Annotated in this window: 12 protein-coding genes; 3 read left to right on the top strand and 9 right to left on the bottom strand. The window is 39.0% G+C overall.

Features of this window, described 5'->3' with window-relative positions; all coding sequences use genetic code 11:
- Nucleotides 1-9: 9 nt before the first annotated feature.
- Nucleotides 10-1,677 carry an acyl-CoA dehydrogenase family protein gene (locus tag BN988_RS08835; protein ID WP_036575313.1) on the top strand — a complete coding sequence of 556 codons (1,668 nt, stop codon included), beginning with the start codon at nucleotides 10-12 and terminating at the stop codon, nucleotides 1,675-1,677.
- A gap of 79 nt (nucleotides 1,678-1,756) precedes the next feature.
- Here BN988_RS08835 and BN988_RS08830 read toward each other — a convergent pair whose 3' ends face one another.
- From BN988_RS08830 to BN988_RS08820, 4 genes are all read right to left on the bottom strand, one after another.
- The gene (locus BN988_RS08830; protein ID WP_036575310.1) at nucleotides 1,757-2,152 is read right to left on the bottom strand and encodes a hypothetical protein; all 396 of its coding nucleotides are present in this window, start codon (nucleotides 2,150-2,152) and stop codon (nucleotides 1,757-1,759) included.
- A gap of 109 nt (nucleotides 2,153-2,261) precedes the next feature.
- Nucleotides 2,262-2,393: a hypothetical protein gene (locus BN988_RS19295; RefSeq protein WP_261796567.1), complete on the bottom strand. Its 132-nt coding sequence runs from the start codon at nucleotides 2,391-2,393 to the stop codon at nucleotides 2,262-2,264.
- 96 nt (nucleotides 2,394-2,489) lie between these two features.
- Entirely contained in the window at nucleotides 2,490-4,934 is a 2,445-nt protein-coding gene (locus BN988_RS08825; RefSeq protein ID WP_051557764.1) for an EAL domain-containing protein, read from the bottom strand.
- Nucleotides 4,915-5,991 (bottom strand): EAL domain-containing protein, encoded by a 1,077-nt coding sequence (locus tag BN988_RS08820; protein WP_051557762.1) that lies wholly within the window; start codon nucleotides 5,989-5,991, stop codon nucleotides 4,915-4,917. Before BN988_RS08820 ends, BN988_RS08825 begins: the two co-directional genes overlap by 20 nt.
- A 283-nt stretch (nucleotides 5,992-6,274) precedes the next feature.
- Here BN988_RS08820 and BN988_RS08815 point away from each other — a divergent pair, with 283 nt between their 5' ends.
- On the top strand, nucleotides 6,275-6,628 hold the full coding sequence (locus BN988_RS08815) for a VOC family protein (protein ID WP_036575305.1): 354 nt from the start codon (nucleotides 6,275-6,277) through the stop codon (nucleotides 6,626-6,628).
- Between the two features lie 448 nt (nucleotides 6,629-7,076).
- Here BN988_RS08815 and BN988_RS08810 read toward each other — a convergent pair whose 3' ends face one another.
- Nucleotides 7,077-7,517: a cell wall hydrolase gene (locus BN988_RS08810; protein ID WP_036575303.1), complete on the bottom strand. Its 441-nt coding sequence runs from the start codon at nucleotides 7,515-7,517 to the stop codon at nucleotides 7,077-7,079.
- 298 nt (nucleotides 7,518-7,815) lie between these two features.
- On the opposite strand from BN988_RS08810, the gene BN988_RS08805 reads away from it, so the two are divergent.
- Nucleotides 7,816-8,316 (top strand): DinB family protein, encoded by a 501-nt coding sequence (locus BN988_RS08805; RefSeq protein ID WP_036575301.1) that lies wholly within the window; start codon nucleotides 7,816-7,818, stop codon nucleotides 8,314-8,316.
- Nucleotides 8,317-8,465: 149 nt separating this feature from the next.
- On the opposite strand, the gene BN988_RS08800 is transcribed toward BN988_RS08805, so the two are convergent.
- From BN988_RS08800 to BN988_RS08785, 4 genes are all read right to left on the bottom strand, one after another.
- Nucleotides 8,466-9,200, bottom strand: coding sequence for a glucose 1-dehydrogenase (locus BN988_RS08800; RefSeq protein ID WP_036575299.1), 735 nt, complete (start codon nucleotides 9,198-9,200; stop codon nucleotides 8,466-8,468).
- 59 nt (nucleotides 9,201-9,259) lie between these two features.
- Nucleotides 9,260-9,691, bottom strand: a complete 432-nt coding sequence (locus BN988_RS08795; RefSeq protein ID WP_036575297.1) for a MarR family winged helix-turn-helix transcriptional regulator — start codon at nucleotides 9,689-9,691, stop codon at nucleotides 9,260-9,262.
- Nucleotides 9,692-9,706: 15 nt separating this feature from the next.
- A complete protein-coding gene (locus tag BN988_RS08790; protein ID WP_231495227.1) occupies nucleotides 9,707-10,462 on the bottom strand; it encodes an SDR family NAD(P)-dependent oxidoreductase in 756 nt (251 codons plus the stop codon).
- Nucleotides 10,463-10,700: 238 nt separating this feature from the next.
- Nucleotides 10,701-12,464, bottom strand: a complete 1,764-nt coding sequence (locus BN988_RS08785) for a glycoside hydrolase family 13 protein (protein ID WP_036575291.1) — start codon at nucleotides 12,462-12,464, stop codon at nucleotides 10,701-10,703.
- Nucleotides 12,465-12,507: the final 43 nt, after the last annotated feature.

The raw sequence follows: 12,507 nt of genomic DNA, 5'->3' as shown, positions 1-12,507 counted from the left end.
GGAGGCACCATATTGAAAAATTTTTATCATAACGATCCTAACTTAAAGCAGATTTTACAGGATCAGCTTCCCCAGCCATTTTGGGAATGGGCGGACAAGGAGCTTGGAATATTTGGCGAACTTTGCGCTGGTCCAATAGATGAACGTGCTGTGCATACAGACCGAGAGGGGCAACCAAAGTTAATTCGCTATAACAAAATGGGTGAGGAAATATCTGAAGTCTGGTTAAATGAAGGATATCGTCAAACAGTAGAAGAAACCTATAATACGGGGATTGTCGCTTATGTGCACAAAGAAATACCAGCATTAGAACAAAAGGGAAATTATGTGTATGCTTTTGCTCAAGCCTATCTATTATCACATGCGGAAGCTGGTTTTTATTGTCCTGTCACCCTGTCCCAAGCAACTGCCTACCTGATAGACCACTATGCTTCAGAAGATTTGCAGCAATTATACTTGCCACATGTACTTTCAACCGGAGAAGTAGAACTTTATGAAGGGGCAACCTTTCTAACAGAGCGACAGGGAGGATCAGATGTCGGCGCAAATGAGGTAAAAGCTGTGCCGAATGGAAAGAGCTTCCGCATTAGTGGTGAAAAATATTTTGCGAGTAATGCCGGTGCCTGTGGTCTGGCAATGGTACTTGCTAGAATGGACGGAGCACCAGAGGGGACGAAAGGACTTAGTCTGTTTTTAGTTCCGTGGGAAGAGAACCGCAAAGAAGGACTCCTACGTATTCGCAGGCTGAAAGATAAGCTCGGTGTGCGAGCCGTTCCGTCGGCTGAAGTGGAATTTTCTGGTGCGAAAGGTTTCCTTGTAGGTGAGCCAAACAAGGGGCTGGGATACATGATGGAGGCGCTTAATTTGTCGCGTGTAGCGAATGCTGTCGCCTCACTCGGGATTATGAAACGTGCTTATCTTGAGGCAAGAAACTATGCAAGAAATCGTCCAGCATTTGGCAATCCCTTAACCCATTATCCAATGGTTCAGGACACATTAGGTAAAATGGCTACAAAGCAAGAAGTGGAACTTAATACGCTGTTTCACGTGATTCAGCTGATGGATAAGGTGATGGGGAAGCAGACAAAGCATGAAGCTACCGAAGAAGAGCAAATCCTCTTTCGACTCTATGTGGCCATCGTAAAAAAGGAAACTGCTGAACAGGCAATACATTTTGCACATGAAGCTATCGAAATGCATGGGGGAAATGGCTATATTGAAGATTTTGTTACCTCTAGGCTATTGCGCGACGCCCAAGTCCTTACCGTTTGGGAAGGAACAGCTAATATTCTTGGATTAGAGGTTGTTCGTCTCATTGAAAAATATCACGTGGACACTATTTTTATAGAGGAAATGAAAAAAAGGCTTGCCAACATAAATGAAAAATCAGTTTTGTCTGAGTGGGTTACGCGTCTTGAAGAAGAGTTGTCTTCGTTAATCCAGCAGATTACACTAATAAGGTCTTCGAAAAAGCAGGAGCTTCAAACATATTACAGCAAGGATATCGCGCATAAATTTGCTATTCTTCTCGAAAGTGTCATTGCGATGGAGACAGCTGTTAAGAGAGGAAGTAGAGAAGAGGCTGTCGCAGAAGTTTACTTGCAGCACACCTGGAATAAGGATGAGATGGAAGCAGACCCCGTTACCTTAGAATATTTTCAAATTATTTGTGGGTAAACAAAACCCGTTACAGGCTGGGAGCTTGTAGCGGGTTAAAATGAGGCGTTATTGTAGATTGTTTTTTTGTTGTGGGTCATTATAAGTGGAATTGATTCTTAAATCGCGCAAACTCTCGTTCATTACGAGCGGCTTTTTCCCAAATATGTTCTTGGTCTGCCTCGATGGATTTTAGCTTGTCCATTACTTCAGTATGTTGCTCTTTGCTTTCTTTTTTCATTGCGGTGATCTCTTTCCACATGGTAGCTTGATCTGACTTCATAGCAGTTTGCATGTCCTTTAGACTGGTTAACTCCTCTTTCATAGTAGCCTGATCGGCTTTCATAGCAGCTTGCATGTCTTTTAGAGTGGTTAGCTCCTCTTTCATAGTAGCTTGATCAGTTTTCATAGCAGTTTGCTCTTCCATAACATTACCTAGCATTGTAATAATTTGAGATAGAGTACTCTCCATCCGGTCAAATCGTTCCTCACTCAACCTAATCACCTCCTTGTCCTACTCATTATAACGTACCATCTATAAGGTTTCTACAGGGGAAATTTATCCCACTTTGAAGTCTGTATGTCTCAATCAAAGGGGGTTCGCTTTATTCTTCAGCCGCTACCGCAATTTTACTGGCGATCCAACGTTTTGCAGTCGCTTCATCAATTTCATATATTTTCCCCGCACGGAGCAAATCCCCATGGTAGGCAGTTTGTACATTCATTTTTACCTTCATTTTTGTTCTCCTCCAATTCATTGCATAACCCAAGTATACAGGAAATAAGTCCATAAAAAAATAAGTGGCTCCTGAAAAGGAGTCACTTTAGTAGAATTATATCACGGGCATAGTAGATGTATTAGCTTGTAGAATTTTTTCTAAATCTTGGTGAGGAACAGGTTTGCTAAATAAATATCCTTGGTACTCATCACAAGCTTTCCCAGCTAAAGAAGTTAACTGGTCGACTGTTTCAACACCTTCCGCAATAACGTTAAGTTCCAGACTGTTTGCCATACTAATAATGGTTCTGACGATGGCATCGTCTTTGACATCATTCATATTATCTATGAAGAGCTTATCAATTTTTAACGTATCAAGTGGAAAAGAGCGTAGATAGCTTAACGATGAATAACCTGTTCCAAAATCATCGAGTGACAAAAGCACTCCCATCTCTTTTAACTGATTCATTACTGGGAGAGCCTGCTCTGGATCTTGGACAATGCTCTCAGTTAATTCAAGCTCTAGAGAAGAAGCAGGTAGCTTCGTTGTTTCCAATACTTCCTTCACTACCTCCGTAAAGTCTGTTTGCTGAAATTGCAAAGCTGAAATATTTACACTGACTCTTAATGGTCTATGTAGCATAACTTCCCATTTCTTTGCTTGTTCACAAGCAGTTTGCATGACCCATTTGCCAATTGGGATAATTAAGCCAGTCTCTTCAGCTAATGGAATGAATTGGTTGGGTGGGACTAAGCCATGCTCTGGATGTTGCCATCTAATTAATGCTTCCATTCCTTTTATTTTACCAGTTCCCACATCTACTTGTGGCTGGTAATACAATTCGAATTCTTCGTTTATAAGCGCTTTTCGCAAACCGAGTTCAAGGTTCATCTTATTGGCAATAATCTCGTTCATGTCCTTGGTGAAAAATTGATAATTATTCTTACCAAGTTCCTTGGCCCGGTACATGGATAAATCAGCATGTTTTACAAGTGTTTCAGCTTCCAACCCGTCTTCGGGAAACATACTAATTCCAATTGATCCAGAAATAATCAACTCGTTTTGCTCATGAAAGAAAGGCTGATTAATGGATTTCAAAATAGCTTGAGCTGTGTTGGCAACCTCCTTGTGAGAAGTGCGAGGGAAAATGAGGATATACTCGTCACCACCCTGGCGTGCTAACATGTCTTTACGCCCAATACATGCTTCCATTCTTCTTGCCACTTCTTTTAATAAACTATCCCCTGTGGCATGGCCGAGCGAATCATTAATATTTTTAAAACGGTCCAAGTCGATGAACATAACGGCGAGCATTTGACCATCTATGGAAGTCTGTTCAATGCTTTTGGATAGGTAATTATTGAATAACCGGCGATTAGGCAGTTCGGTCAACGGATCATGGTAAACTAATTCGTTAATCTGTTCCTCCGCTTTTTTACGTTCGGATATATCACGAATAATGCGGCTAAAGTAGGTTTCTTCTTCTCTCTTTAAAATGGAAATGGATAATTCGATCGACAGTTCTGTGCCATCTTTTTTTAAACCAAGAAGTTCAACTGTTTTGCCATTCATGCTTGTATGCCCAGTATGCAAATAGGAGGTTACCTTTTCTCGATGTTCTTCCCTATATCTTTCTGGAATAATAGTCTCTATAACTTGACCCAGCGCTTCCTCTGCTGTATAGCCGAAAATTGTTTCTGCTGCTAGATTCCAGGATATGATTATATCGTTCTTATCTGTTAGAATCACGGCGTCACTCGCATGCATTACAAAATTCTGGTAGATATTATCTATAAATTCCAACTCAGAAGATTTCATCTGGAGTCTTCTGTCAAAGTAAATACTACTTAAGACAATACCTAGAATAAATGTCATTCCAACTCCCACAGCATATGCCATAATGGTACTGTTTATCGTACCACCCATCTCAGGCATCATATGATGTTGGTGAGTAGAGGAGAAATCTGCTGCTGCCATACCAGTGTAATGCATCCCAGAAATGGCAACCCCCATAATGATCGAACTAATAACTTTTCTAACACGAAGGCTAAACCGAGTGGAGTCCTTTTGAAAATAAAAAAGTAAGTATAAGGCAACCCAAGATGTCAGAAATGCGATCACAAAGGAAGTGATTAACAAAAATTGATTGTATACAATAGTAGCCTCCATCTGCATTGCGTCCATGCCGATATAATGCATGGATACAATACCTGAGCCGATGAAAAAGGCACCTATTAGCATATGACGTCTTTTGGTTAAACCTTTACTGACAATATAAAATGCAATTCCGCTTGCTAGTACTGCAAGGATAATAGATAGTACAACAAGCAGAATATTATAGGAGACTTCAATCGATAAATGAAAGGCAAGCATGGCAATAAAATGCATGGACCAGATCCCAAAGCCTAAGGAGAAGGCACCTGCAGACAGCCAGACTCTTCGCAACTTTCCTTTTGCTGACTGTAATCGACTTGCTAGGCTGAGTGCTGTGTATGATGAAAAAATAGCAATTGCTACGGAAAGTAATACAAGTGGTACATTATATTCTGCTGTTATCATGTAAGTGTTCAGGCCTTCCGTCTTTTTCTAAGTTGAGTGTTTCCAGTGGTGTAGGACTCGGCTTGGCAAAATAATAACCTTGGAATAATTCATATCCCATTTTAGTAAGATAGTGATAATCTGTTTCTATTTCGACACCTTCAGCAAGTGCTTTTGCACCCATCTCACGTGAGAGTTTTACTACGGATGCTGCAACTTCCTGTTTGGCTTTGTCTTCACTCACGCCATTAGAAAATTCCAGGGCAAGCTTCACAATATCAGGTCTTAGATCGGCTAATTTTTGCAGATCATTAAAGCCTGTTCCAACATCATCTAAGGCATATTTAAAACCGTGATCACGATAATAATTTAAGATGGATTTCAAATGCTCAATATTTTCTACTTCATCTGTTTCCACTACTTCAAATACCACCTGCTCCGGTTTTATATTAAGCTTCTTAATCAAAGCGAAGGTAGTGGCAAGACAATGCTCCGGAACATAAATAGCGGTTGGAATAAAATTAATAAAGATTAATTTATCAGAAGGCAAAGTAGCAGCGTTTCTTACTGCCTGTAGCCTACAAGCGCGATCAAGAGCGAACGTCCGATTTCTCACTCTTGCTGCCTCAAATAGCTTGAAAGGTGGGATGATGTTTTCATCCTGATCTACGCCTCTTGAAAGAAGCTCGTACCCTACAATTTCAGAACTTCCATTTATTCTTTCTATAATAGGTTGGAAATGGGTGCGAAGTTGGCTTTGCTCGATAACCTCATCAATCCAGCTTGACTCCCGTTCTATTTGAAACTCATGGATTTGTTTCATTTTATATAACGTTTTAAGTGGATCTTCTCTGTTTGCCTCGACAGCATAAATGCTCTTAGGATCCAAATGGGCTTCTACATAATCGATCATATCGAATAGAATAGCTTCCATAACCCAAAACATTCTTTCATTTATTACACTCCACGTATTCTCTGGTTTTCCTTCTATGTAATGTATAAGTGGTTGCGCATCCTGATCATCAGCAAAATAAACAGTATAACCTTTTGGTTTTGGCTGACAAATATCACAAAACATGTTTAGTACACCTCTCTTAAGCTATTTCTTCCTAGTCTATTTATACCAGATAAGAAGACCCGTTACTATTAAAGAGAGAGGATTTTTCAGGAAATTTTTATGGTTAAGAAGATGCTGGATAAAGATCTACATGTAGGCACATCTAGCCAAAATACAGGCAAGAAGTCCAGCATTTATTTTGGCTTGCTAAATTATGTGAATATGCTATATTTTAAGTTAATTAAAGAGTTGTCTATATACAAACTATGTTGACGGTAGAAATTTAAATATAGGAGGTGTTTTCATGACTCATCCCATTCAAAACCAAATTGGAACTGTATTCATTCCGGTAAGCAATATAGAGAAAGCAAGGGATTGGTATAGTGATGTGTTAGGTTTAAAAACTGTGGGAGAAATACAGTTTGGTCATCTTTATGTGGTACCAATGGAGGGAGCAGGGATTGTGCTAGACAGCAAGATTTATTCAGAGGACCATATATATAAAACCCCAGCATTTCACCTGAACACGAAAGATATTAAAGAAGCATTTCAATTTATGAAGAAGAAGGGTGTTAACGTAACGACGGAGATTGAACATGATCACTATTTTAATTTTCAAGACCCTGATGGAAATATGTTAATGATTTGCAAATGTTGATGTTAGTTATACGAGCGACATACAAAAGTATTGCTGGTAGATTATAACCCAAACTATAATACAAAGCCTTGAATAAAGATTTGCTTAGTACGGGTTTTGTATGAATCTAATCTAATTTAGCTTAGGCAGAACATGGAGACTCCTCAAAAATCCAAACCAATTTTCTTCGTGCGAAGTGAAGCTGTCGAAGCTCTCCTTGTCCTACGGGAACAGCACGAACTGAACCCGCCACAGTGATTTCCTTTCCACGAGGAGGCTGAAGCCATGCCCGTGGAAAGCATAGTGTTCTGCCAAAGAGGTGCTATAAAGTATTATTTGTGTTTAAAAACTTACAATTTAGTTATGTTCTGGCCTCTTAAAATTAAAAGGGGTTGATTTGGAGAAAAAAATTCTTACCAACCTTTTTCTCCTTTCTAAAGAAAAGTAGAAATGTAGAGTGGGGATTTTCTTAGTAACTATAAACACTTTCGCATGTATCAGCAATTGGTTCATAATAACAATGCTGTTTAAATTGTCCTGCAAAAGGTTGATCATACCAAGTAGGTGGACATTCACCATAGGGATTGAAATACCAAAGCGCAAATTTGGAAGGGTGTTGTCGCCAATAATCTAAGGTCTGTTTGGCTAATCGTCTCTCTGTAGTTCTTGCTCTGTTATAAAAGACGTTTCCTTTTTGTACTGCTTCAAAGGAGTAATTTCCACCTTGGATTTGAAAAATCACATCGTTAATGGATCTTAAATCTTGAAAATCTAAACAGTCTGCCTTTAATCGGTTAACGATAACGTTCCCAACCATCAGCATTCCCAGTTTGCCTTCACCTTCTGCTTCTGCTCGCATCATCCTTGCCACTAAATCAACATCTTTATCCGTGTATCTCACTCTAGCCATATTTATCACCTCTAAAAGCAGTGTATTAAAAAAAGCCTACTAAAATGTAGGCTTTTTACAATTTTTACGAATGGACAAGTAGAAATTTTAGTAAGGCCAGTTTCGATTTTTCCATTTTTTACACCAATGTGGTAAATATCATCGGTTTCTCCATATCATATAGCCTAAATAAGCCGATATTATTGATTCTTTTAATACAAGAAGGAAGGGCCTAACAAGATCCAAGGATATATATTATCTAGAAAGAGGGATTAACTCTCCCTTTATAGAATAGTTAAAAAGAAAGGGAGGTACATGTATGTATACAATAAACGAACTTTACCAGGATATGGAGCAATTTAAAGAATGGGCGGAAACCTTATATAAGGTTGAGGAGAATCTTTTTTTTACCCCAATTGCTAAGGGCAAATGGGCAATGGCGGAGATTATGACACATATTGCTTATTGGGATACATATATTCTTACTGCTATGCTACCCAAAATGGAGCAAGATGCGGACATTCAAAGCATCGATATTGAAAAACTTAACAAGGAAGCGGCTACGCATGCGAAATCAGGAATTAGCCAGAAACAAATTTTGCAGGAACAGCAGCAAGCAAGGAATGCTTTACTTACAGCGTTGAAAGCAAAGGATGAATCATTTTTCACGACAACTTTTAAGTTAAATGGTGAAACCCTTGACGAGCACTCTGGCTATCCGCACAATGCGTTTAATTACTTCTCAGGCTTTGTTTGGCATGACAACCATCACAGGAAGCAAATAGAAAACTTCTTAGATGAGCAGAACCAATCCGTTTAATGAATGATTAAATGGGACGCCTCATTAGGAAGACCCGTTGTATCGCAATACAAAGACATTGCAGAAAAGAAATGGGAGAAAAGATTATACTATAAGGGTAGCACTGAAAATTACTTTCGGTGCTACCAATTTTATATTGAATAACCAAATTACTGTGCAGTTAATCCACCATCGATTACAAATTCCGAGCCAGTTGAATAGCTCGATTCATCCGAAGCTAAGAATAGTACCATGTTCGATACCTCTTCTGGTTGCGCTACACGTTTTAATGGAATCTGTGCAGAAAATGTTTCTACAGCAGCTTTAGTATCTTCTTGTACTACCATAGGGGTAGCAATCACCCCAGGATGTACAGAGTTCACCCGGATACCCATAGCCGCTAAATTCATGGCTGCTGCTTTTGTCATACCACGTACCGCGAATTTCGTATCTGTATAACCTACAGCGCCTGCAACTAAACCATTCATTGAAGAAATATTTATGATAGATCCGCCGCCTGATTTAGCCATTAACGGTGCAACAGTTTTCATGCCAAGAAATACGGAAGTCTGGTTAATATCCACGATTCGGCGATATTCTTCAAGCGAAATGTCTAGTATACTTTTGGCCATCGTAATTCCTGCATTATTAACCAATACATTCACTTGCTCGAACTTTTCTTCTGTTACTCTAAGTACATTATTCCAGTCTTCTTCACTTGTAACGTTTTGTTTTATAAAGATCGCATTATCACCTAATTCAGCAGCTAATGCTTGGCCTTTTTCTTCGTTTAAATCTGTTAGTACCACTTTTGCACCTTGTTCTACAAATAATCTCACATGGGCAGCACCCATGCCTTGAGCTCCACCAGTAATGATTGCAACTTTATTCTCTAAACGATTCATTTATATTTGCCTCCGTGTCTTAGATTAGCTAAAAACTATGCAGAACGGAATGTTAATAGTTATTTTGAACCCTTCAACTTATTCAGTAACTTTTTTTGAATCTCAATATACTGAAGTAACTCTTCATCAGTGAGTACACTATATATATTTTCATAGTATTGCTGACCAAGATATTCGGCTTCGCGTAACATATCATTGCCTGCGTTTGTTAAGCTTAAATAAATTTTTCTCCGGTCATGTGGATCAAATGTGTTTTCAATATAGCAAGCATCAACTAATTTTTTAGTAATAATAGAAATACTGCTTTTTGAATATCCAAGTTTATTGGATAATTCTACGGGTTGGCATTGTTCAAGTTTGCGAATTTCGCTTAATACGATAAGCGAAGAAATGCCAATTGGTTTAGTCAATCCTTCTGTAAATTGGATAATATTTGCGTTGTTCACCTGTTCGACCATATTAATTAATTCATAAAATGTAGGTTTATTCATTGGCTTCTCCTTTGATTAGCGCAATTGAATCGAACCACCGTCTACCATTATCGTTTGTCCTGTAATATAACGAGCATCCTCAGAGGCTAAGAACACAGCGACACGCCCGACATCTTCTTCAGGTTCTCCCCAGCGGGCTAATGGGATTGAGGAAAGGCTTGTCTCATACATTTCAGGGAAGTCCTCAGCCCATTTTTCTACAGCTTGGCTTTTTGCAATAGGACTGATTAGATTAACATTGATATTATATTTGCCCCATTCATTAGCTGCAACGCGGGAAATAGCACGGATTGCTTCTTTTGCTGCTGCATAAGAGGTTTGCGTTGGTTGGCCCGATAAGCCAGCACCAGATGCAAAGTTAATCACGGTGCCTTCTGTCTCTTTTAAATGAGGAAATGCTGCTTTCATCAAGTAGAAAGTAGGGTAAAAGCCTGTACCAAATGAGAAATCAAAATCTTCTTGGGTTGTTTCTTCGAACGGCTTTTGTTTCGACGCATGCGCATTATTAATTAGTACGTCTAATTTACCATACTTTGCAACAACCGTTTCAATAATAGTAGGTAAGTTTTCAACATCAAAAAGATCTCCTTTTATAAACATTGATTTAGGAGAAATCTCTCTAACTTTTGCTTCCACAACTTTTCCAGCTTCATCATTAATATCAACTAATACTATAATGGCACCTTCTTTGGCCATGGCTGTGGCCATACCAGTAGCTATACCACCAGCACCGCCAGTGATAATCACAATCTTATCCTCTAAACGCATGATTATTACTTCCTTTCCTAAGATTTAATGTCATTATAAACAATAAAGGTTCGGTAGTAAACTGTATAGATTATTATGAAAATTAAATACATAAAACTACTAGATAAAATCAATAAGATTAATTGTTCGATAGAAGAAATGGAAAATAAAAAGAAGAAAAGAGGGAGGAGTATATAAGTAAAAAAGAAATCCGAACTTGGATTGTCTTTCATACAATCTAGTTCGAATTTCCTTTTACTCATTAATCTATCACTTCAAAAATTCGATATCCTAAAGGAGGGACTTCAAACTCCGAAGCACTATCTTGATGTTCGAGTTTTTGTGTAGGTAGGGAAATTTCACTGTTTAGCTCTTTATCAAAAATAGTTTTCGAAACATACGATACAGATTCACTGTTATTTAACAGGACGACTAGCTGTTGGTTACCCAATCTCTTTTCATAGACAAGCACATTTTTCTCATCATCTGCATGGAGGAAGCGAAATGTTGCTTGATTTCCAAATAACGCATTCTGCTTACGTAAAGCGATGAGTTCTTGGACAAATTGGAACAGCTCTTGATCTTGCTTGCTCGAATCCCATTCCATGCAGGCACGACATCCAGGGTCTTGCCCACCGCTCATTCCAATTTCATCACCATAATAAATGCAAGGACTCCCCGTAAAGGTTAACTGAAATAAATAAAGTAGCTTCACTCTTGCTACACTTTCTTTCGCCAAAGTGAGAATGCGTGGTGTATCATGGCTATCCAAAAGATTAAAGGCTGCCTCATTGACGTTTTGCGGATACATATGCATAACCCGGTTAATAGCATGAGAGAACGCGGTTGGTTGCATGTTGTTTTCGGCAAAAAAGGTAATGGCCCCGTTGGTGAATGGGTAGTTCATAACCGCGTCAAACTGATCCCCTTGTAACCACGGCATGGAATCATGCCAAATTTCTCCGAGAATATATGCTTCCGGTTTTACTTCTTTTACGACTCGGCGAAAGTCACGCCAAAACGCATGATCCACCTCATTGGCAACATCAAGTCGCCAGCCATCAATGTCAAATTCCTCTACCCAATAACGGGCCACTTCGAGTAAATAGTCACGGACTTCTTTGTTTTCCGTATTTAGTTTTGGCATCGACGAAACAAAAGCGAATGTATCATAGTTTGGTGCAGGATCTGTAACAACGGGGTAATCCCATAAGTGAAACCATTCCTTGTATTGGGAGTTTTCTTGGTTTTCAAGAACATCCTGAAATGGAGGGAAATAATATCCACTATGATTAAACACGGCATCGAGCATTACTCGAATACCACGTTTATGACATTTCTTAATCAACGTACGGAAGGTTTCCTTATCCCCAAATTGCGGATCAATTTCCATATAATCAATGGTGTCGTATTTATGGTTAGAGTATGCCTTGAATATAGGGGTAAAGTAAATCCCGTTAATGCCAAGTTTCTCTAAGTAATCAAGATTATTTATAACCCCTTGAAAATCACCGCCAAAGTAATTTGAAGGTGTTGGGTCCTCAGATCCCCATGGAAGTGCGCCCTCAGGGTTAATAGAAGCATCCCCATTAGCAAATCGCTCTGGGAAAATTTGATACCAAACAGTGTCTTTCACCCAATTTGGCGCCTGAAAGACATCAGCCTTATTTAAATATGGAAAACAGAAGAAATGGCTAATTTCAGTTGGCAAAGTAGAAAAGATGCCATCTTCCGCAACATAGCATTCTTCTTCACCATCTGAGCAATAAAAGCCATATCGCATTCTACGGAATGTCGGTTTAACTGCAATAAACCAGTAGTCATATAAGTCTGTAGAACCGGAACAGGTCATAGATTCTGCTTCAGTTTGCCATTTTCCATCTTTCCAATTATAGGGATCCCCGTAGATCAGCTGAACATCCTGCATGTCACCTTTTTTCGTCTGCAAAACAATGTGAAGCGTGTCCGCATCATAAGCATAGGCAAAATTATTTTTGGGGCGGTGGTAGATTGCTTCTTTTATCACATAAGACACTCCTTTTTAATTCAAACGTTTGCATTATTATAAG

This window comes from Oceanobacillus picturae (assembly GCF_000612865.1).
Taxonomy (GTDB): Bacteria; Bacillota; Bacilli; order Bacillales; family Amphibacillaceae; genus Oceanobacillus_B; species Oceanobacillus_B jordanicus.
Note: the sequence above shows the minus strand (reverse complement) of the source record. Positions and strands in the feature narration are given on the sequence as shown.

Bases quoted from the DNA above. Each gene is read 5' to 3' on its own strand.
- BN988_RS08810 (WP_036575303.1), bottom strand. From the start codon at position 7,517: ATGGCTAGAGTGAGATACACGGATAAAGATGTTGATTTAGTGGCAAGG.
- BN988_RS08815 (WP_036575305.1), top strand. From the start codon at position 6,275: ATGACTCATCCCATTCAAAACCAAATTGGAACTGTATTCATTCCGGTA.
- BN988_RS19295 (WP_261796567.1), bottom strand. From the start codon at position 2,393: ATGAAGGTAAAAATGAATGTACAAACTGCCTACCATGGGGATTTGCTC.
- BN988_RS08820 (WP_051557762.1), bottom strand. From the start codon at position 5,991: ATGTTTTGTGATATTTGTCAGCCAAAACCAAAAGGTTATACTGTTTAT.
- BN988_RS08805 (WP_036575301.1), top strand. From the start codon at position 7,816: ATGTATACAATAAACGAACTTTACCAGGATATGGAGCAATTTAAAGAA.
- BN988_RS08795 (WP_036575297.1), bottom strand. From the start codon at position 9,691: ATGAATAAACCTACATTTTATGAATTAATTAATATGGTCGAACAGGTG.
- BN988_RS08800 (WP_036575299.1), bottom strand. From the start codon at position 9,200: ATGAATCGTTTAGAGAATAAAGTTGCAATCATTACTGGTGGAGCTCAA.
- BN988_RS08825 (WP_051557764.1), bottom strand. From the start codon at position 4,934: ATGATAACAGCAGAATATAATGTACCACTTGTATTACTTTCCGTAGCA.